This is a genomic window from Lederbergia lenta NBRC 16444, from assembly GCF_001591545.1.
Classification (GTDB): Bacteria; Bacillota; Bacilli; order Bacillales; family Bacillaceae_C; genus Lederbergia; species Lederbergia lenta.
In genome coordinates this window covers 1,575,748-1,598,316 of record NZ_BCVC01000001.1, presented here as the reverse complement: position 1 = coordinate 1,598,316, position 22,569 = coordinate 1,575,748, and the positions used below count along the sequence as shown (strand labels likewise).

At 33.0% G+C, this 22,569-nt stretch carries 20 protein-coding genes; all 20 read left to right on the top strand.

What is annotated here, in order from left to right:
• Window positions 1–285: 285 nt before the first annotated feature.
• The 20 genes from BLE01S_RS07530 (at window position 286) to BLE01S_RS07435 (ending at window position 22,504) form a co-directional block, all read left to right on the top strand.
• The gene (locus tag BLE01S_RS07530) at window positions 286–723 is read left to right on the top strand and encodes a GNAT family N-acetyltransferase (protein WP_066141016.1); all 438 of its coding nucleotides are present in this window, start codon (window positions 286–288) and stop codon (window positions 721–723) included.
• Between the two features lie 263 nt (window positions 724–986).
• Window positions 987–2,750 (top strand): ABC transporter ATP-binding protein, encoded by a 1,764-nt coding sequence (locus tag BLE01S_RS07525; protein WP_066139217.1) that lies wholly within the window; start codon window positions 987–989, stop codon window positions 2,748–2,750.
• Window positions 2,751–4,487 carry an ABC transporter ATP-binding protein gene (locus tag BLE01S_RS07520; RefSeq protein ID WP_066139214.1) on the top strand — a complete coding sequence of 579 codons (1,737 nt, stop codon included), beginning with the start codon at window positions 2,751–2,753 and terminating at the stop codon, window positions 4,485–4,487.
• Between the two features lie 409 nt (window positions 4,488–4,896).
• A complete protein-coding gene (locus BLE01S_RS07515) occupies window positions 4,897–5,148 on the top strand; it encodes a hypothetical protein (RefSeq protein ID WP_145981929.1) in 252 nt (83 codons plus the stop codon).
• Window positions 5,149–6,003: 855 nt separating this feature from the next.
• Window positions 6,004–6,375, top strand: coding sequence for a hypothetical protein (locus BLE01S_RS07505; RefSeq protein ID WP_066139204.1), 372 nt, complete (start codon window positions 6,004–6,006; stop codon window positions 6,373–6,375).
• A gap of 572 nt (window positions 6,376–6,947) precedes the next feature.
• Window positions 6,948–7,511, top strand: a complete 564-nt coding sequence (locus tag BLE01S_RS07500; protein ID WP_066139201.1) for a dihydrofolate reductase family protein — start codon at window positions 6,948–6,950, stop codon at window positions 7,509–7,511.
• A gap of 431 nt (window positions 7,512–7,942) precedes the next feature.
• Window positions 7,943–8,806 (top strand): phosphotransferase family protein, encoded by an 864-nt coding sequence (locus BLE01S_RS07495; protein ID WP_066139199.1) that lies wholly within the window; start codon window positions 7,943–7,945, stop codon window positions 8,804–8,806.
• Window positions 8,807–8,877: 71 nt separating this feature from the next.
• Entirely contained in the window at window positions 8,878–9,915 is a 1,038-nt protein-coding gene (locus BLE01S_RS07490; RefSeq protein WP_066139196.1) for a serine hydrolase domain-containing protein, read from the top strand.
• An 801-nt stretch (window positions 9,916–10,716) separates the two neighbouring features.
• Window positions 10,717–10,992 (top strand): hypothetical protein, encoded by a 276-nt coding sequence (locus BLE01S_RS07485; protein ID WP_082788612.1) that lies wholly within the window; start codon window positions 10,717–10,719, stop codon window positions 10,990–10,992.
• A 211-nt stretch (window positions 10,993–11,203) separates the two neighbouring features.
• Window positions 11,204–11,344, top strand: coding sequence for a hypothetical protein (locus BLE01S_RS20755; RefSeq protein ID WP_157419486.1), 141 nt, complete (start codon window positions 11,204–11,206; stop codon window positions 11,342–11,344).
• A 171-nt stretch (window positions 11,345–11,515) separates the two neighbouring features.
• Window positions 11,516–11,662: a hypothetical protein gene (locus BLE01S_RS21100; protein ID WP_231955819.1), complete on the top strand. Its 147-nt coding sequence runs from the start codon at window positions 11,516–11,518 to the stop codon at window positions 11,660–11,662.
• An 857-nt stretch (window positions 11,663–12,519) separates the two neighbouring features.
• Window positions 12,520–12,945, top strand: coding sequence for a hypothetical protein (locus BLE01S_RS07475; RefSeq protein ID WP_066139193.1), 426 nt, complete (start codon window positions 12,520–12,522; stop codon window positions 12,943–12,945).
• 278 nt (window positions 12,946–13,223) lie between these two features.
• Window positions 13,224–13,646: a FosM family fosfomycin resistance protein gene (gene fosM / locus BLE01S_RS07470; protein ID WP_066139190.1), complete on the top strand. Its 423-nt coding sequence runs from the start codon at window positions 13,224–13,226 to the stop codon at window positions 13,644–13,646.
• Between the two features lie 504 nt (window positions 13,647–14,150).
• A complete protein-coding gene (locus BLE01S_RS07465) occupies window positions 14,151–15,479 on the top strand; it encodes an ABC transporter substrate-binding protein (protein ID WP_066139188.1) in 1,329 nt (442 codons plus the stop codon).
• 35 nt (window positions 15,480–15,514) lie between these two features.
• Window positions 15,515–16,471: a carbohydrate ABC transporter permease gene (locus BLE01S_RS07460; protein ID WP_066139185.1), complete on the top strand. Its 957-nt coding sequence runs from the start codon at window positions 15,515–15,517 to the stop codon at window positions 16,469–16,471.
• A 2-nt stretch (window positions 16,472–16,473) separates the two neighbouring features.
• Window positions 16,474–17,310, top strand: coding sequence for a carbohydrate ABC transporter permease (locus BLE01S_RS07455; protein WP_066139182.1), 837 nt, complete (start codon window positions 16,474–16,476; stop codon window positions 17,308–17,310).
• Window positions 17,311–17,908: 598 nt separating this feature from the next.
• Window positions 17,909–18,892: a DUF3231 family protein gene (locus BLE01S_RS07450; RefSeq protein ID WP_066139179.1), complete on the top strand. Its 984-nt coding sequence runs from the start codon at window positions 17,909–17,911 to the stop codon at window positions 18,890–18,892.
• A gap of 390 nt (window positions 18,893–19,282) precedes the next feature.
• A complete protein-coding gene (locus tag BLE01S_RS07445; protein ID WP_066139176.1) occupies window positions 19,283–20,251 on the top strand; it encodes a phosphotransferase enzyme family protein in 969 nt (322 codons plus the stop codon).
• A 1,309-nt stretch (window positions 20,252–21,560) separates the two neighbouring features.
• Window positions 21,561–21,824: a hypothetical protein gene (locus BLE01S_RS20965; RefSeq protein WP_066139172.1), complete on the top strand. Its 264-nt coding sequence runs from the start codon at window positions 21,561–21,563 to the stop codon at window positions 21,822–21,824.
• 83 nt (window positions 21,825–21,907) lie between these two features.
• Window positions 21,908–22,504, top strand: a complete 597-nt coding sequence (locus tag BLE01S_RS07435) for a class I SAM-dependent methyltransferase (RefSeq protein WP_066139168.1) — start codon at window positions 21,908–21,910, stop codon at window positions 22,502–22,504.
• The last annotated feature ends 65 nt before the right edge of the window (window positions 22,505–22,569 follow it).

Genomic DNA, 22,569 nt, shown 5'->3' with positions numbered 1-22,569 from the left:
TGTGTGAGCTAGTTTTAATTGTTCTTGGTTTCCACATAATGCTTTTTTTAGAATGTTGTTTGTTAGTAAGGCGTTTTCTGAAATAACTTATAAGTTATTGTAAGGAGGACCTTAAGGATGTGAGCAAAGAAAGCTGTTAGCATCAGCTAACATTGCATTCAAGTTTCTACTGATCATCTCTTTAATTGAATTGATGTGAGCGTATTACTTAGAGTTCTTATTGAAATAAATTGAAATATTGTGTAATAAGTCGAACTCCTGGCTAAGAAAAGAGATAAGAATGTGATAAGAAGCTATGAGATCTTAACAAATACACGACCCACATTAGATGAATATATATATTTATGTTCAAGCGTTGGGTGGAAAGATTTTATGAATTTTGATGTTGCAGAAACTTCAATACGGAATTCTGCATATTCTGTTATTGTTAAAAATAATCATCGTATCATAGGAATGGGAAGAATTGTTGGGGATGGTGCTATTTATTTTTATATTCAAGACATAGTGGTTCATCCCGAATATCAAGGAAAAGGTATTGGCAAAGAAATTATGAAAGCTCTTACGAAATATTTGGAGGACAATACTCCAGATAAGGCATTTATAGGTTTGTTTGCCTCAAAAGGAAAAGCTGAGTTTTACGAAAAATATGATTTCAAAAATTACTCACCTAATATGACAGGAATGTTTAAAGTAAATTCTGAACATACAAGGGAATTTATTTGATTTGGCAATGAACTAAATTGGTGGTGTTCATAGATGAATGAACAGTAAAAACATTTAATTACCATTTTAGCACTTGTAAAGAATGAGAATGGCCATTGTTTAATGATCGTATTGTTATTAGGTCAATTTTTCTAAATAGTCAATCATAAATAAAAAAACCTAATTATTAAAGAAGGTAATGGTAATAGATTTAAATGAACAAACTTTTGGGTAATGTGTATAAATTCACAAGGAAATTCAGAGCATGGGAGGTGGTTATTCATTTGTTTAATAAATTTAATAATGACAAATGTAATTTGCTGAATGTCTACTTTTGGGCAATATCTTATTTAAAACCGTATAAGTTAAAATTATCCCTCGTCATAGTATGTGGTTTAGTCATTACAGGCTCTCAACTTATTATGCCGAAAATCATTCAATATTTTATTGATGAGTTTCTTACACAACCATACACGCATGAATTTATTTGGTTGATGCTTTTCATCGTTATTCTTGTTGTCTTGATCATTACTTTTTCAGCAATACGTAATATTGTCCAACGTTCACTTCAAGAAAAAGCTTCACGAGATATGCAATTTTCTATTTATTCACATTTAAGAAAATTAGGATTTGCTTATTTTGAAAAACATCCTGTGGGAGAAAATCTTGCTTTAATGAATACAGAGGTAGCCTCTTTGCAAAATTTATACAGGCAACTACTACCGTGGATGATTAATAACTTTATATTTTCCATTATTTCTATCACTCTTATGGTTTCTATTAGTTGGAAATTAAGCTTAATTATCGTACCAAGCTTACTTCTATATTACATATTTGGTCCTTATCTTGAGAGAAAAGCCTCCCAGTATGGCAAAAAAATGGGCGATGAACGTGTCCGTTTTAACCAAAAAGTATATGAAAGTATTACTTCGATTCATGATATACGTGCAAATGCGGCCGAGTCTTGGGATCTGGCAAATATAAAAAACAGACATAAACAGTTAAATAAAATGATGATCAAAACGTATTGGTTTGCTTTCTGGAGAGGTACCAATCGCCGCTTGTCCTATTATATAGGCGGGATCGCCATTATTTTTATTGGTTCGCATCTTACGTTAAATAGTGATATGTCGACAGGCGCTTTTGTAGCGTTTCTCCTATATTATTTTCAAACGATGCATATTCTTACTTCTGTTGTAACATCAATAACAGAGCAAAGAGTGTTGATGGATCAAGCAGAGAAATTATATCAGTTTATAAAAATCTCTCCTGAAGTCCAAGAAGAAGAACATACTATAGCCAGAAATAAGGTACAGGGAAATATCATCTTTGAAGATGTCTCTTTTCATTATGTAGACGGACCCAATGTCCTGAACAAATTTAATTTATCGATACAAGCTGGACAAAAGGTTGCCCTAGTTGGAGCGAGCGGGAATGGGAAATCCACGATATTAAAGTTATTGGGGCGCTTCTATGATCCCACAAATGGAAGAATTTTATTGGATCATCAACCTATTCAGCAATTAAGCTTTAAAGATCTAAGAGAAAGCCTTGGCTTTGTTTTTCAAGAGACCTATCTTTTCGGAGCCAGTGTTCAAGATAATATTTTGTTTGGGAAACCAGGTGCATCTAAAGATGAGGTAATAACTGCCGCAAAAGCAGCTTTTGCACATGATTTTATTACCAATTTACCACAAGGATACGATACACTACTTGGGGAACGGGGAGTAAAATTATCTGGTGGTCAAAAACAGCGAATTTCCATCGCTAGAATGTTTATAAAAAATCCACCGATTATATTACTTGATGAAGCAACGGCTTCTCTTGACACAATTAGTGAAAAAGAAGTACAAGCTGCTCTTCAACGACTGATGCAAGATCGGACGACGATAACAGTAGCACATCGTTTATCGACAATTCAAGACTATGACAACATCGCATTGATTGAAAATGGGAAAGTATTGCAAAGTGGGAGCTATGATGAATTAATGGAACAAAAAGGGGCCTTTTACCACTTATCACTTGGACAAAAGCAAGAGGGTGCTTAAATGAAAAGGAATTTGCAATGGTTAACAACCTATATACGTCCAAACAAGTGGTTACTTGTATTGGCAACAATATTGATGATTGCTGAATCCTATTCAAATCTATTAATTATAGGTTTGCAGCAACGTTTAATTGACGATGTACTGATCGCTAATAATTATGACCAATTGTACTTTGTCCTGCTTTACATGATTCTTGCTTTTATTTTGTACTCCCTCTTGTTTACGTTCGGGCCTCATACAATACATATAACGAAAGCAACCATTACGGAGCATATTGTACAGGATTTTATGCGCCATATGTATAAAATTCCTGCTCTGTCTCTGCAAAAGCAACGCACAGGTTCTTATGTTCACTATATTGTGAGTGATATTGATAGAGTGGGAGCTATGATTGCCGATGATATTCCAAGGGGCTTGCAACAATTAGCAGCTGCTCTTGTGTTATTCTGTATTGTCGGTTTTAGCAGCCCTACTATTCTATTTGTTAGTCTTCTTTGCTGTATTGTTTATGTGTGGTTAGGTCGCTATTTTTCCGTTAGATTAAAAAATCAAGCTAAGCAGGTGCAAAAAACTCGATCGGACTTAATCGTTCATATCGAAGAAGGCATATCATCAACGAGAGAAGTAATTGCTTACCATCGAATTGAATGGGAGACAAATATATATAATAGATTTTTCAAAAAGTATTTTGAGACAGTCATGAAGGAAGGAAGATTAGTTAACCTGCAACTAATAAGCAGTGAACCGATTCGATGGGGAATCACGGTATTTATCTTAGGATATGGCGGATATTTGGTACTACAAGGGCAAATGTCTATTGGTATATTTGTCATCTTATATCAATTTAGTAACCAACTAGTGACTACCTTTCAAAACTTATTTAATATGACCATGGACTTTTCAAGTAAAATGGCAAGCTTTGAGCGTGTTCGTGGTGTAATGGATGGACCAACATGGGAAAATGGATCAATGAAAATCGATGAAAAAATAGAAACACTCCAATTAAATCACATATGTTTTAAATATGATAAGGAGACTGATGATATTCTCCAAAGATTGAGCATGGATATACCTATAGGAAAAAAAGTAGCGATAGTTGGGACAAGTGGCAGTGGAAAGTCTACTATTGCACAGCTTCTTATTCGTTTTTTTGATCCATTAACAGGAGCGATCAATGTAAATGGACACACACTCTGTGACATTGATCGTTCAGATTGGGCCCGCCGAGTAGCCATTGTTTTTCAAGAGCCTTATCTATACCCTGATACAATACACAACAACATTTTAATGGGACTAGACAATTTTAGTAAGGATGAATTGGTTCATGTTTGTCAAATAGCTGCTATTCACGATTATATCCTTTCTTTGCCCGATGGATATGACACGGTCATTGGTGAAAGGGGAATTACTTTGTCAGGTGGACAAAGACAAAGAATTGCCATAGCAAGAGCCTTAATAAGAAAACCGGAAATATTAATCCTCGATGAGTCAACATCGGCTCTTGATTTGATAACGGAGAGAGAAATACAAGACAATATTGACCAATTTCGAAAAGGACAAACAACGATTATTATTGCGCATAGATTATCAACGATCAAGAATGCTGATTGTATTTTTGTATTAAATCAAGGTTTAGTCGTGGAAAAAGGAAAGCACGATGAGCTTATGCAAAAAGAAGAATTCTATTATAAATTGATTAATTCAGAAGAAGATATCTCGGTTAAAGTAAGCTCATAAAGTCCTGAGTATTGCGACAACTGAGAAAGTTATGATGGATTAGAAGAGAGTGGCAACATTAAAGGCATTTGAGACCCACCTCTTTCTATCTCCTGACCGTCCCATTAAAATGATGTTGTCTTAATTTTTGATGGAATTTTGTTCCAGAAAATCTTCTCATTGGCAATAATATTAAATGCAATTACTCTGTATATGTATCGTAACAGAGCAGAAAATTAAGATGTTAATTCTAGTTTGTAGTAAAGAATGTGAAACAATGTGCTTAAAGTAAGGGTGCCAAAGTACAATAACAAAGGTTGCTGCGACAGCCTTTTATTATCTTACTTTAACTAAAGGGGCAGGTTAGTAGGAAAGAGATTACCTTTTTATGTTAAACTGAATATATAATAGTGGTTTTAAAGAGGTGGAAATGATGAAACGTGCAGTAGGAATATTTCTTAGTTTTTCGGCAATATTAACATATCTAAAAATAGAAGCCCATTATTATCCTCTTGAAGAAAAAATAACATTAAATGGAGTTACAACAGTAATATATAACTATCCCTCGATGTATTGGGTAATTTGTGTCATTTTATTAATTACTTTTATTCTTGGAATATACCTTATTTTAGCAAAGAATAAGCAACCAAAAGAATATCCACTCTATGATATTTCAAAATAACAAATGAATATATACTACACAGGAATTGTGAATAATTACCCTTTAACTGAAGGCTGCTTAGAAGCTCTTTTTTCTTGTTTTAATTAAGGAGGGGGGTTAGTTGTACAAGAATAACGAATTAATTAAGGGGATTTATAAAATAATAAGGGGATAAATATAATGCGATCAAGTGTAAAAATAATGAAATCTGTTGTGGAATCAACGCCTACTTTTAGCACTTTCAAACAACTACGTCCACATTTAAGATAAGATGAATTCATAGGGAAAATTAGACGATTGCAAGATAATTCTTGTTTTAAATTAGCTGCAGTTATTGAAAATGATAAAGCAGTTATAAAGTGATGAAAATATAACGGCCTAAGGAAGGTGAAAAGGATTCTAATTTTTTCTGTAATTGCAATTTTTTCCTTAATTGTAGCAATGGTAGCAACAATTTTTGCTGGCAAAGGGAGATATCAACTTTATTGGGTTTCAGTGATTGGTATTTTTATTTTTAGTTATTTATATGGTTTTTCAATAGTTCAAATGACAGTTATTTTAACCTTAGTACCACTAACTATGGTTATTAGATATTCCTTTGGATGGATAATAAGCAGGAAACACTGAATTTTTTGTTTATGCACGCTAATGTTAATATATATGGGTAATTATTTATTTATTGTATCTGTTACTCCCGCTATTCAATAAATGGGCGCAATTGCTTAATAACCATCTCTTTTTTCTCCTCAACGAATGAGCGCTTTAGTAAAAATGTAGAGCTGATATTCAGCTCTCTTTTCTTATTCAATAAAAGGACAGTTTACTTGAATACGTAGCAAAGTTTTTTTGTAATATAAGGCAGAAGGAGTGAAAAGTTTGAAGAGAATATTTGTGTTAGTATTTTTGGTAATTTCGATTTTATCGGCTTGTAATTCATCAACATTGAGTTTTAGCAAAATTGAAAATGTACCTAATAATGTGCAAGACAAAGTTGATTCCGATTTAAAACTTCAATCCATCACTGATGGTGAAAAAGGTTATTATATTATTTTTCATTCAAGTGAAGATGTAGAAACTGATTTAGAAACACAAAGGGATACTGTAACAATAAAGCTTAATGAAATCGATCTACAAGAGGATGTTGTAAAGCAAAATACTTTTTATTTAACGACAGATCCAGAACACGATGTAATAGATGTACTAGTAAATGGTGAATCAGTGCCTTTTGATAACGTGACAGTTCAATGATCAACGGGGCGTTTCTGTATTAAGTTGAAGCGAAAGACCTAAATTCTACCTACCTAATTCTTGGTGGAGTTGCGATTGTTTTTCAAGGCTTAGTTTTAAGATATTTATTTGTTATACTTGAAGATTGTTGAGCTGCTTAGAAGCTCTTTTTTCAACTCTGAATTTATATTACTGCGAATTTCAATTTGAAATTAAAAAGTTTAAATGACCCTGAGTTTGCTATGCACAGTAAAAAAAGATCTAAGATACTGGTATCTAGTTAATTTGTTTGATAAGGAAGAAATGGAACAATTTTGGTGTTTGCTTCCATTTGGAATACCAATCACTGGTAAAACAAAGGTGTTTATTAAAATTACCTTTATGCTCTATAAAGACCTGAAAAAGTAATAAATATATCTTTCTTTATCAGTTATCTCTCAATCATATACGTGAATAGATATTTCAAATATCGGGTGCGTTTTTGAAGTAATTTGAGACGCTTTTTTACTAAAGGTGCAGGTTTGTTTAATAAACAATAGTAACTTTTTTAATAAATTTTGGCAGAACAATGTCTTCAAGAGGGGGAAGAATTTATGTCTGATAACGTAAGACCAAGACGGATAATCTTAGATTTAGCGGTTACTTTAGATGGCTTTATCGAAGGGGAAAACGGAGAAGTCGATTGGTGCATAATGGATGCTGAGATGAATTTTAACCAATTTTTAAATGATATTGATACTATTTTATATGGAAGAAAAAGTTACGATTTATGGGGGGATTTTACTCCACAAAACGACGCTAACGAGGCTGAAAAAGAAATGTGGGAAACAGTTCATAGTAAAGAAAAATATGTGTTTTCAAGAACACAAAAACGAACTGAGAATAAAGTAACTTTCATTAATGACAATATTATTGAAGAAGTAAATAAATTAAAAAATCAAAATGGCAAAGACATTTGGCTTTATGGTGGAGGAAGTCTTATTACAACTTTTATCGAACTAGGACTTGTTGATGAATTTAGATTATCTGTTCACCCTGTTATTTTGGGAGAAGGAAAACGTTTATTTATGGACATAAACAAGAGGATAAATCTACAAATGGTTGACACAAAAAAATACTCTACTGGCGTTGTTCAACTAATATATCGATTGAATTAAACATGGAGTACATTCCACATTTCTCATGCTGTTGAAAAAAACACCAGGTTTTAGTCATCACCATTTAATTGAGCAATAAATATATGAAGACTACATTAACTCCATCTAGCAAAAAAGCTGGAATATATTCTAAAGAAATCATGGTAATAATACCATCTGTATTAGAAGGTAAAGAAAATATATATTGCAATTACACTGTATATGTATCGTAACAGAGCAGAAAATTAAGATGTTAATTTTAGTTTGTAGTAAATATTGTGAAACAGTGTACTTAAAGTAAGGGTACAAGATTTTAATAACAAAGGTTGCTACGGTAGCCTTTTTTATCGTTCATTAACTACAGGGACAGATTTGTTGAAGAAAAGCTGTGAATGTAATTGTTAAGATAGTCCACTAATTAACGGGGATTAGAATAAAAGGAGGGGAAGTTAATGTTAAATCGTATCATTCAACAATTTGGATTGCAGGTACAATCAATAAACGAGGTTGAAGATTCACATAGTTCAACAGTATATAAATGTACTTTGTCTAGTGGTGAGAATGTTTTTCTGAAAATCCCTTATACAAAATTAAAGTACCAGCGAGAGTTAGAAGCCTATGAAATATTAAAAGGAAGAGTTTCTATTCCCGATATGTTGGAGTATTGGACTGGTGATGAGGACTGTCCTGGTGCTTTTTTATTATCTGAATTAAAAGGGAAACCGTTAACATCTAAGGGTTCACCAACCGTAGCTTTTCAAGTTGGGGTTCTTCAAGCGAAGATGCATACAATTCATCCGCCTGCCGAAAAAGTGTTAAACGGCATACGAAATGAATACACGAACTGGTCTCATTTTATTGAAAACCAATTTTATAGTTTTGCTAAGGATGTGGAGGACGTTTTGCCTCCACAATTATATAAACGAGCAATTGAAAAATTTGAGGAAATGAAACACCAATTACCCCCTCCTGATGGCCCAAGTTTTGTACATATGGATTTTCGTCCTGCGAATATAATTGTTGATAATAATAAAGTTTCTGGAATTATAGATTTTGAAAGTGTTCGGTTTGGTTCAACAGAAATGGATTTTACGAAACTGTATCGTGATTTTTTATGTTTGGATACTACTTTGTATGAGTCGTATCGTGAAGGATATAACAGTATCAGAACATTAATTGATTTAGAAGAGGTGTTACCTTTTTATCAATTTACAGATGCCTTCAATAGTATAGGTTGGTGCAAACGGCGTGGAATGGAGAAAAATGCTTTATTTCTTGAAGAAAATGTATCAATAATAAAAAATTTCATACTATAAATTTAAATTATAAAACATCGATTTTGCAAGGTTAAAACTTTACTTGATATCACTATTTTAAGGGGATAAATATGAATTTAAAAAATATCAACATTGAAGAGCGAATGAACTATTATAATGTGCCGGGTTTAAGTATTGCATTGATTGAGAACGGTCAAATTAGCGGAACAGTAAATTACGGTTCACTAGAGGTAGAAAGCGATAGAAAGGTAAATGAAAATTCTATTTTTAGTGCGTGTTCCATTAGCAAGTTCCTAACAGGAATGATTGCTATGAAGCTAATAGATGAAGGACTTCTTGATTTAGATGAGGATATAAATAAAAGACTTGTGTCGTGGAAAGTACCAGAAAATGAGTTAACTAAAAGTGAAAGCGTTACATTAAGAAGCTTGCTTAGTCATCAATCTGGAATTATAGATCCGGAAGGTAGTTTTTCCGAGCTAAATTCAAAAACAGGAATTCCTACGATGTTTGAATTATTAGAGGGGGAAACTCCTTACTGTAAGGTTTCTATTAAACTACAGTGTGAACCGGGGAGTGCATTTAACTATTCAGATGCAGGTTTTTGTGTTGTTCAGCAATTAATCGAAGATATTACTGAAAAACCGTTTTATCAAGTGGTGAATGAGTTAATATTTAAGCCATTAAGAATGGAAAATAGCCATTTAAGTACAACAATGTTAGAGGTGGATAAAAAAGAGTTCTCTTGTGGTCATAACAAAAACGGTGAATTGGTAGACGGAAAGTATCCGATATATCCTTACCCAGCTGCTTCGGGATTATGGACAACTTCTTTAGATTTAGCTAGATTAGTTCTTGAGTTACTGAATGCTCTAAAAGGAGAAAGTAAAATTGGCATATCAGAAAGTTTAGCAAAAGAAATGATAACACCGCAAATAGGTAAAAGTTGGACTGGACTAGGTGTGTTTCTTGAAAGCTCTGAAAGAGAATTAGAAATAACATCACTCGGTTGGGGAGTAGGCTTTCAATGTATGGTGGTAGCATTTCCATACTTAGAAAAAGGTGCAGTTATCATGACAAATGCAGAATTAGGTGTTCATCAGATGGAAGGAATGATAGGAGAGATATATAAATCTATTATGTCTTAAAAAGCGTTATTTTAACTATATAATTTTAATGGTATTCAATTGGTCAAAACAGTGGAATTTTTATGAATTTAAACATTATCATATGCTGTATCTAGATATAAACACCAATCATTTACTACTTTACTTTCTATTCTGAGTATCATTCAGACATTATAGAAAGGAAATAGAAGTTAAAAGAAATACAAGAAAAGCTATTAAAAGTTAGAAGTAGAAGATAACTGCTAGTTATTAAACTAACAGCTACGTTTAGCATTAAGGGAAGATATTTTTTCAAATAAGGCAGTTTATTTCAATTAGAAATACTAAATATAGTAAAAATACATAAAAGTATGGAGGTGAAGAATTATGAGTAAGCCATAAATTGAAAAATATGGACTGCATGCATTATCCAAAACCAAAGACAAGGTTTTACCTCTTGATAGACAACACGATAATTTCAAAGGATTTATTCCACTAGATGGTAACGTTGAGCTAGGCGAAAGTTTAGTAGTAAGTACCTTCAGAGAAGTTAGAGAGAAACTAGGTTTGAAGTTAGCTAACAGAGTTGTAGAGGTTCCCTGAAGCATGAGATGGTGAAAGAGTAAAAAAGGGAGTATTTATTACTGCGTCTTATTTACTCTACCAGCAGGAGAGAGGATTGCAGAGCTAATAATTGAATAAGGTTTTGGAGTAACCAAAAAGAATATATTATTATAATGAATACATTAGTTACAACTCTATTTCATTGAACTAACGAAGCAGAATACTTCAATAAAATATTTTGGTTACTTATAGTAAAATTTAATCTACGGAGAGATCGAAATGATGAATTTATTATTACTCTTTGGCTTAACTGTATTCCTATTAGTTAGCTTATTAAGCCCCAAAAACAAAATGGCCTCCACTAAAAAGATGTTATATCTTTTTAGTCTCATTTCAACTGTTGTTTCTGCTTTTATACCTAATATTGGTTATCAAATCGATAATAATGGGTATCATTACTTTGGTTTTCCCGCTGAGGGTTTTGTATATCGTGGGGGTTGGGTTTTTACCATTAGTTCTTTGGGATTATTATTTAATTTTTTTCTGTTCTATTAGCTCTTTAAACTTTTGTTATATCTATGTAGAGCATTTACGGTATCAGTAAAGAAGTAATGTTAGTTTATGTAGCGAATGGGGCGGATTAATGAAATCGCAAAAGGAATACAAGTAATATACTTGTTTCTTTTTGCGGAAATTTTACGTGTCCTTTCGTATGTCAAACTTATTCAGGTTTCTATTTAAGGTAATTGCACAATACTAAGAGGTAATGAAAAAGTTCTCAACCATTGAATTGGCAATGAGTATAATTATACAGACGGCATTTGACTTCTTGACAATCAGTTTATTGATTATGAGTTTGCTGAATAGTATTCACTTACTTCTATGGACGGACACGATGATCGAATAAATATGTACACTAATTGGAGCAGATTGCTTCATCGTGAATGAGACTGTAAAAAAGATAAAGCATAAGAGAGAGTATGTATATAAGCTCAGTGTGATATATTGAAGGCAATTTTGAAATCTATCTTATTGTAGAAAAGTTATAAAGAGTGCAACAAATAGAAAGGAAAATAAAATGGATTGGAATGACAATGGCAATGTAGACGTAGAAAAAGCTAAGTTCTTAACTAAAATTGGCTGTTTTATTTGGATTGTTTTAGGGATTTTATTTTTTTCGTACCAGCTTGGTTATATTTTTCATATTCTGAAGAAACCCGGTTAAAAGTCAGCTATTCACCTAATAATATAAACGCTATAGAGATTATAAGAAAAGATAATTTTCCCGATCCTACCATTAGAATTAATTACGATAATAAAAGTATTATGAAAACAAAAATACCAGCTGACATATCTGTGGAATGGAAAAATGATTATGAAGCTTTCGTCATCCTTACAATGCAAGGAAGGGAACCACAAGTTGTGAATATAGAGTTTGAGGAATTACCGCAATACAGTCCACCCCTTGACTAAAGGGTGCAGTTACAGAAGCTTTGTGCAAGGGCGCTTTAGTTTATGCCCCAGCCTCTTTGTATTTAAATGGCTTAACTTTTTTTTTCGTAAGGTACCGCAAGTTTGGATTTTTTTGATTTATATGTATCTAAACCATTAACAAATTGATTACCATGCACCTAATTTTATATAAAGGATGTTTCAAACCTTAATCATAAAGCCTATCTGAACTTTTTTCAATAAACTGGCCCGCGTTACTTTAAGAAATAGACATTTGGATCCCCGTGGAATAGGCAAAGTACAATACTATAAGCCTTCTAACCGTCATGCAAAGTAGCGGTAAGTGTAGCTGGTTTTTTGCCTTTATATTTTATACAAACCCATCAAGAAAATGGACGAAGTTTTTATTCTATTATAGGACGTTTTAATTAAACAAGCAGCTAAATGGATCTTCCCAGCCGAAGGTCCTTTTTCAGTGCCTATAACTGCTGTATGTAAACCAAACTTTAAAAAATTAATATTAAGATAATAAAAGTAGGAACGATTTTAATGGTTTGATCGTCATTAACTAAAGAGCCTTGTAAAAAATTTAACTTATTACGATGGAATGACTTTGAAAGGAGAAGTTATATGAAAAAACCACTGATAATCTTATTAAGTTTATTTCTTGTTGCTTGTGGCCTTATTATTGCAGAAACACCTGAAGAGGCTTTAGAAAAATTTGACTCTAAAGAAAATACTTTTAAAATCACTAAAGTTTTGAATACTGCATCTTATAATGAAAAACAGGGTTTTTACGTTTTCGAAGCTGAAGTAGAAAATAAAACAAAGTGGTTTGTAGCGAATATAGTGAATAATGACTTATATTGGTATGTAAAAGATTCAATAGACATCGGCGCACCAAATAGTGAAAATGAGGCATATTCAGCGGAAACCGATACTTTCACTGCAGGAATTAGTAATAAAGCAGAAGAGAAAAAAGATAATAGAATAATTGTTGATATTCCCCAAAATGATCACTATGTTTGGATAGAACGATTCAAGAATAAAAAATGAAGTATATAAAGAAGACATCATTCAGCAAGATATATCAGAGGTAATGTAGGAATCTATCTTAGCGATGAAAGGTTAGAAAGTTTAATCATTATTAGAGACGTTAATCTGCTACTTTTTACAATGCAGATAGAACTTCCTAAAGCATATACAAGGATAGTTTTTAAGTAGTTGATAAACTAAAGGGCGTTTTATTGGAACAATAGTAATGCATTTTCTCTTATGCCAAAGAGTAGGTTAAATTTTAAAAAAGATTATTAATATAATGAGGTGATAAAGATATGCCGGTAAAAGGTATTAATCATTTTTTATTTTCAGTTTCTAATTTAGAAAACTCTATTGATTTTTACAAAAATATATTTGAAGCCAATTTGTTAGTAAAAGGTAGAAGCACTGCCTATTTTGATTTAAATGGTATGTGGCTTGCTCTTAATGAAGAGAAAGATATACCTCGTAACGAAATAAGCCAATCTTACACACACATAGCATTTTCAATAGATGCAGCTGAATTTGATAACATGTGCGAGAAACTAAAAGATTTGAATGTAAACATCATATCAGGTCGTTCAAGAGATGATAGAGATAAGAAATCTATTTATTTTATCGACCCAGATGGTCATAAATTTGAGTTTCATACAGGTACATTACAAAATAGAATAGATTATTATAAGCGAGAAAAATCACATATGAATTTTTTCGATTAATGGATTTATTTTAAATTTATAAGAGTTACCAGAGGAGGATCAAGTACTAAGCAGAATAGTATGAGAATGATATCTGAACCTTTCAGAGAATATTATACATAATTAGGGTTGTTAGCAATTATATTGAGTTAAAGTGGATGAAATAATATGTATCCCTTCAATCCATAGAATACAAAGATCACCTTATGAAGGTGGTCTTTTTGGATATTCAGTAACTGAGCAATACCTATTTCCAATAAGGTAAAAGCAACTAGGGGTAATTTTAGCTGCTAAATATCACACCAAGTAAAGTGATGAGGGCAATTCAGAATTCTATTACAATTGTTGTTACTTACTTTATATAATACAGGGATAAAAAAATAACTAGATTTTCAGTTAAAATTGCCTCTAAGAGAGATATATTTTGGTAAGGTTTCATATATTTGTGTAAACGTTATCATTGACTGTTAAGGAGGGTACCAATTTCCAGTTTCACTAAAATGAGATTATAGGGGGGAGAAGTATATGAAATTATTAAATCAGAAATTCTTAACCATTTCAATAATACTCCTGATACTAGCTGGGTTGATGGTAGGTTGTAGCACTAATAAAGCCAATGAAAGTTCTGTAAAGGAGACAAAGAACGGGAAAACCAATTTGAGGATTGCCTGGTGGGGTTCTCAAGATCGACATGATAAAACTCAAGCAGCAATTAAGTTATTTGAAGAGAAAAATCCGGATATTAAGGTGACTGCTGAGTTTACAGGTTGGGAAGGTTATTGGGAAAAGTTAGCCACAGCTGCAGCTGGTAAAAATCTTCCTGATGTGATCCAAATGGATTATGCACGTATGGTGGAATATGTTGATCGTGATTTATTACTAGATTTAACTCCTTTTGTTGACTCTGGCGTCATCAATCTCGATGATGTAGGTGAATTATATATTAATGGTGGTTATTATGATGACAAACTGGTTGCGGTTAATATCGGAACGAATGCACCGGGCATCGCATATGATCCAGATATGCTTGAAGTAGCAGGGGTAAATCCATCTGCATTAGATCCGGGTTATACGTGGGATGATTATATCGATATCTCGAAAAAGTTAAAAGCAGGTCTTGGAGATAATAAATATGGCATTGGCGGAGCATACAATGGACTAATGTATCTTAATTATTATTTACGGCAGCATGGCAAAGAACTTTATAATGAGGAAGGCACTGGTCTTGGCTATGATGATGACCAATTAGCAATAGACTTTTATACTTATTGGGACAAGTTAGTAAAAGAAGAGATAGCGGCACCACCGAAAGTAACGACAACGATTAAAGGGTTGGAGGATGAATTAATTGTGCAGGAAAAGGCACCAAATATTTGGTTTCATAGTAACCAAGTTGTAGCACTTCAAGAATCCGCAGGGCGTGATTTGAAATTAGCTGTATTCCCTGACCTCCCAGGTGGAGAAAAAGGATTATATTTAAAACCAGGTCAATTTTTCTCGATATCTACGCAGTCTAAACAAACGGAAGCTGCAGCTAAATGGATTGATTTCGTTACAAATGATGTAGAAGCAAATGAAATTCTTGCGGCTGAACGAGGCGTGCCTATTTCATCTAAAGTTCGTGATCATTTAAAGCCATCATTAGGACCAGCAGCACTCGAAATGTTTGAATATGTCGAATTGGTAGAGAACTATTCGAGTGATATTTATCCTCCAGAACCTGTCGGAGCAGCTGAGGTAAGTGCATTGAGTGATCGTATCGCAGAGGAACTTAATTACGGAAAAATTACACCTGAAGAAGCGGCTAAAAAATTCCGTACGGAAGGGACTGCGATTTTAGAAAAAAACAAATAACAAAGATTGTTATTCGAGAGGTAGGTGCTGAGTCAATGAGAACAGAAACGTCTTCTGTTGTTTATAAACAAGTATTACCCGAAAAAAACAGTGCGAATTCAAGGAAAAAGAACCTGAAGAAGGAATTGATCGCATTTGCATTTATTTCTCCATGGTTACTTGGTTTCTTAGCATTTGTTATCGGTCCGATGATTGCTTCTCTATACCTATCATTTACAAATTATGATTTGTTATCGTCGCCAACTTGGGTTGGCCTCGATAACTATATCAATATGTTTGTAAATGATGATCGGTTTTGGACATCCCTTAAAGTTACGTTTACGTTTGTATTTATTTCTGTACCCTTAAAGCTTGCGTTCGCTTTATTTATTGCCATACTTTTTGTGAAAAATTATCGTGGCGTTGGTATTTACCGTACCGTTTATTATGTACCTTCGATCATCGGAGGCAGTGTTGCAGTTGCTGTCATGTGGAAGCAATTATTTGGTCTGGATGGGGCGATTAATGGCTTGCTTAGTTATATTGGGATAGAGGGAACAAACTATATTGCCGATCCCAATTTTGCCTTATCAACATTAATTATTCTCGTTGTCTGGCAATTTGGCTCACCAATGCTGATTTTCTTAGCAGGATTAAAACAAATTCCATCCGAATTATATGAAGCGGCAGCCGTGGATGGTGCGAGTAAAATTAGTCAGTTTTTTCGCATTACGATGCCAATGCTGACCCCGGTTATTTTCTTTAATCTCATTATGCAAATGGTAAGTGGATTTATGACTTTTACGCAAAGCTTTTTAATCACATCTGGCGGACCACTTGATAGTACATTATTCTATGCTGTGTATTTATACGAAAAAGGTTTTACTCATTTTCAGATGGGCTATGCCTCTGCGATGGCTTGGATTTTATTACTAATTGTCGCCGCATTTACAGCAATCGTATTCCGGTCCTCATCAGCGTGGGTGTACTATGAATCTGAGGGAGGCAAATAAATATGAAAATCAATATTCGTAGTTTTTGCTTTCATTTTTTTATCATCGGTTTTGGTTTAGTGATGGTTTATCCGATCCTCTGGACGATTGTTAGTTCGTTAAAACCGGAGGCAGAGATATTTAAAAATTCCGCTTCCTTAATACCTTCTGTTTTAGAATGGAAAAACTATTTGCTAGGATGGCAAGGTTTTGGCAATATCACATTTACCACATTTTTTAAAAACTCGGCATTTGTCACCATGTTAGTGTTGATAGGTACCTTATTTTCATCTGCATTAGTATCCTTTGGCTTTGCCCGCTTAAAATTCCGCTTTAAATCAATATTATTTGTTTGTCTTATCGCAACCCTTTTGCTGCCAAGTCAGGTGACATTAATTCCTCAATACATTTTGTTTCATAAACTGGGGTGGGTTAATACATACTATCCACTGATTGTTCCTGCATTTATCGGTGGTACCCCGTTTTTTATCTTTTTAATGATACAGTTTATTAAAGGAATTCCGCGAGAATTAGATGAGGCCGCAATCATTGATGGTTGTAGTACATTCGGTCTTTTCTGGCGGATTATTCTTCCTTTGACGAAGCCAGCATTAGCGACTGTTGCGATTTTTTCATTCTACTGGACATGGGATGACTTCATGACTCCTTTAATCTATTTAAATGACCCTAACCTATTTACTGTTTCGCTGGGGTTAAGGCTGTTCTCTGATCCCAACTCTGTAACAGCATGGGGGCCGTTATTTGCAATGTCCTTCTTATCCTTAGTGCCAACCTTTATGATCTTTTTATTTTTTCAAAAGTATCTAGTAGAAGGCATTTCTACAACTGGAATTAAGTGAAACCTTAATCAGTGGGGCTTGTTTCCCAACATCCCCACTGGTTATAGAATAACCCTAAACTTACTGTAAGCTTCTATTTTTTGGATAGTCACTGCTATTCCATCCTAATGAAATTTCATCAGTGGATGAATTGGATGGTTTTGTTAACCATACATAGGTTCCATTTAGCTTTTGAATGACTGTTCAGTAGTTTCTTTATTATTTTCATTTCTTAATAGATAAACGTACTTGTAGCTCTATAAAAAGTTTAATGTACATAACAATTATTTTTTTTCAATTCAACTGCTTACTGCCTTCTTCCCCCCATGGAATAAAAAAAGATATGAGAGGGACAGTTTGTAAAATATTGAACCTAAACTAAAGGAGGCATTCTTAATATTTTATATTAACAAAAATCTGAAAGTTGTAAAAATACTTTTGCGTTTTTCGCTTTTTTACATTTGAAAAACTTACCTTTATAAAAGAGCACTAATTGTCCAATATATTTTTTTATTAGTTCAGAGAGTTGGTCTGTGAATAAATCTTTTAAAAATCCACACACTATATTTTAGTATAAAACCATTAGGTTTAAAGTAAGTACAAGGAAGGAATAGTCTAAATGCCTGAAAAACCTAAAATGAGTTCTTCTGAACTAGGTGCACTTTGGATGACATACCATAAGAAATCAATGATTTTACTAATATTGGAGTACTTTATAGAGAAATCTGATGATCAAAAGGCTAAGGATCTTATGTCAGAATTAAGAGATCAACTTCATCCAAAAATCATTGAAATGAAAACGATGTTTGAAAATGAAGGGGCGGTAATTCCTGAAGGGTTTACCAAAAGGGATGTTAATCTAGATGCACCCAATCTATGGGACAATGGTTTTGATATTATGTTCTGTCGAATACTAAAACAAATCAGCATGGGGATGTACGTCCTGCATTTAACAATGTCATATCGTCAAGATATTATAAAACTTTACAGGGATATTACTGAAATAACAGAAATATTTTATGGTCGCTTCACACAGTATCTTTTAGAAGAGAACCTTTTTACTCGTCCACCCTACGTTAACATGCCTGAAACGATTGATTATATTACAGATATAGATTATACAAAAGGAAGCAATATACTTGGAGAAAAGCGAGCACTGAACACTGTAGAGTTCGGCTATATGTACCATACAATTGAGACAAATATTACAGGTATGCAATTGCTAGCAGGTTTCATTCAAACGACCAAAGATAAAGATGTGAAGAAATATTTTTCGAAAGGAAAAGAGCTTTCTAAGGAAATTATAAGTGAGACCTCAAGTATCCTTCTTGAGAATAATATTCAACCACCTACCACACCAGGGGGCACCGTTACAAGTTCAACAATTGCGCCTTTTTCTGATAAGCTGATGATGTTCTGTAATTACCTTTTAGGTGGGCTTTCTCTCGGGAGTGGTGGCTTCAGTGCTGGGTTTAGTTTACGTAATGATTTGCAGACCCATAATGCGATCGTTGCTAAAGACTTGTTTCAATACCAACGGAATGGGGTTATTCTCATGATGTCTAAAGGGTGGCTTGAAGAACCACCAAAAATGGATTTATAATAATTCATTAGGTGAGTTTTTATTCTGTTGAAAAATGGCAATAGAGCATTGCCCCTGATCAATTGCTATACACCAACGATCATGTTATTCGTACTATATTTTATTGCTATTTTTAACCATGTGGTTGATGTAAAGGTACTAAAAAAAGTGGGAGAGAGGTAAGAATCAATCTCACGTCATACAAATTATTCTTATCCGATCTTTATAAGAGATCGGCTTTTTTTCATAGAATTATATCTCTTGAATCACTTGTAGCTACTTAGTGATTTATTTACACTTCATTTAGCTACTTGAGAAAGTACAGATAGTTAGACCAAAATATGTAAAAGGGATTAATAAACAAAACAGCGAAATATAATAGTAAGAAGAAATGGTATTAGGGGGAAGCAAATGAATAGTGAAATACCCAATGCAAAAACAATCGAGAAAGAATTAATTAAATATTACGATTTAAAGGGTATAAATAAAGTAACATACTTAGGGAAAAGTGAGAATGTAACATTTTCTATTGAGACTGTTAATAAAGAAAAATACTTACTTAAACGTCATACGGATACTCATGCGAAAAGTGTTATTGAATCTGAAATGCTATGGATTGAAGCGTTAGAAGCAAATACTACCTTAAAAGTTCAAATGCCAGTAAGGAATATTAACAATCAATTTACAACAAAAGTAATTCACGAAAAAACAGGTAAACAATCTTACTGGACCTTGCAAGTTTGGATTGAAGGAGAAATATTGAATAGACAACCAACTGATAGTGAGCTAGAAAAATTAGCCCGATTAATGGTTACCCTTCATGGACATTCGGTTGCTTGGAATGCCCCCGAAATATTTGAAAGGCCTTACTACAATACTGAAAATCTTTTAAGTTCACTAAATCAATTAAAACAAAGTTTGCCATCAAATGTTATGTCTTTTGATCACTATAGAATATTAAAGGAGGCTACTGATAAAATAGCAACGGTGATTAATTCGCAGGATAAAAACTGTAATACATGGGGAATTATTCATTCAGATATTCATGAGAGTAACTATGTGTTTAACCAGGGGAAGCCTGCGATTATTGATTTTTCATCATGTGGTTTCGGATTTTACTTATTTGATATTGCTGAAACATTTTTGCATCTAATCCCAAACAACAGGAAGAAATTAATAACTTATTATCAAAAGGAAAGAAGTTTGCAAGGAGAGTATTGTGAGTTGTTAGAAGCGTTCTTCATATGGGCGATCATTCGAAATTTCGCATTTCTATCTAAAAATGTTAATGAACACAATGAGTTAGCTAGAACTATTCCAATGGTAGTGGATGAATTTTGTCGAAAGTTTCTAATAGAAGAACGATTCTTGTTTAACTAAAGGTACTTTACTAAAACTATAACAATATTTTTCTTTATTGCACCAAAAGCTTAGGTGCAAAACGAGCATATGTTATTTTAGATGAATCTTTTTATAAATATTTATGCTACGTTCAACATTCGCATTATAGTTTTTACTGGCACAATTAGTTTTGTGGCTAAGATTTTATAAGACTTCTTTAAAATGAGGTTCATTCGGAAGACTTTATTTTATTAATGTTAAAAAGCTTATTTTAGGCATTTATCATATCCAGTCAGTTATAAATGACTAATTAATGTTCAGAATACTCCTTTTAATTAATTGGATATATGATAATAGAGTAAAAAAACTACGACAATGAAAGGAGTCCAAAATGACTTGGATATACCTTGTTTTTATAATTATTTTGGCAGGATTCGGACTATGGGGATTGGTATCTAGGGCGAAATGGTTAGAAGAGCAATCTAAGAATAATAAGAAGTAAGAATTTTTTAATCAAAACCTTTTTAAAAGGGCAGCGTTTGAATCTAATGAATTACTTACCTAAAATATGATTAGCGAGGCTGTTGAAGTTGGTGGAAGGTTGTTAGATGATTCGGAAATTAGAATGGGTACTTACCAAGAAAGTAGGTAATTTTTAGAATATAATATGAACTCAGTGTCATTGTTACTATTTATGGAGTAGTTGAAGCAATTTTTCACCGAGTTCTTATTGTATTTTCTATTATTTTTCATAATAAATTCAATCGAAAATGTAACTTTAAAACCCAAATTGGATATCTTAACAGCTTTTTCTATTGCTTTAGGTGGCTCTTTCGAAATGGCATTTTAGAATATTATATAGGTAAGAAATCAACTTAGTTGAAAAGGTGAGGACCACATTGGCTTTTCTTCTCTCTACTCTCGAAAGATTTAATTATATTCCGAAATAACGTGTGAAAGTGTAAAAATGTAGGGCAGAATTTTTATTTTAACTTGAATGGCGGAATGCGAGTATGGGAGGGGAGTTTTCGGATTAGCAAAGGGAAAAGAGATGGGGAAGATTGTGCGATCATAATAATTAGCTCTGGTTAAAGTTAGTTGCTAATAATTGAATTTCAGGAATTTAATTGATACCCTTACTGTATCAAGTTTGAATGGAACCGTCCTTCGCGAAATATCTGAACATAAAAACAAGAACGGCAATCAATGCCTAGATTGCGAAATAGTTAGAGTTTTATTTCATTTATGGAAAAATTTGATTTCACGTATTAAATTAATATTGATTATTGAGTTGTAGGGGAAGTATCTTAGTAAGATAGTGAATGTAGAATGGAGGTTTGAATAGAAAATGGATTTACTTTTTATAAGCTTCGTTATTCTTAGTCTGGCGTTTTTATTCATTATTATTGGTCAATATAAGAAAATCCAGTTTCTGGAGAAGCAGAACAGGAAACTAAAAATGAATGGCAATAAGGATGAATGGATCGCCAAAGCAAGGGAGAAATTAGAGACAGTAGGCAATATTAAAACTGTAAAGTATGTAAGAGAAGAAACTGGGATGTCTCTTCTTGAAGCAAAACAATTTGTTGATTCGTTGGAAGGAAATAGATAAGACTTATGCCTATAAGGTACTTTAATGAAAGAAGACATTACTACGACTATGTAGCTTTTATTTTAATAAATAGGAGAGTGAATATGGAGAATAATGTATTTGAACAGATGGCCAAAAAATATGATACAGAAGAAAGAATTGAATTAGCTAAAGTGATAGTTAAGGAAGTAAGAACAGAATTACTAGATAGTAAATCAAAATCTTTAATTGACTATGGGAGTGGTACTGGTTTAATTAGTTTAGAATTATCAGATTTATTAAAGTCTATTTTATTGGTGGATTCATCCAAACAAATGTTGGAGGTTGCGAAAGCTAAAATTTCCCAAAAAGGAATCACCAACTCACAAGTACTTTGCTCAGATTTTACTGAAGAAACTCCTGAACTTAAGGCTGACATCGTTTTAATGTCACTAGTCCTTCTACATATTCCCGATACTCAAAAAATCTTACGAGAATTGTTCAACGTTTTAAATGATGGTGGTAGGCTAATTATTGTTGATTTTGACAAAAACGATAAAATATACCATCCGAAAGTTCATAATGGTTTTTCTCATGAAGAACTGAAAAAAGGATTATCCAAAGTTGGATTTCAATCCGTTGAAATTAAGACATTCCATCATGGAAATCGTATTTTTATAAAGCAAGATGCCTCAATGTTTATATCCAGTAGTGTAAAGTGAATTAATATATCTCTTTTCTTAGTTTACACAACCTCTAAAAAAAGAATTATTTATATTATCGGTAT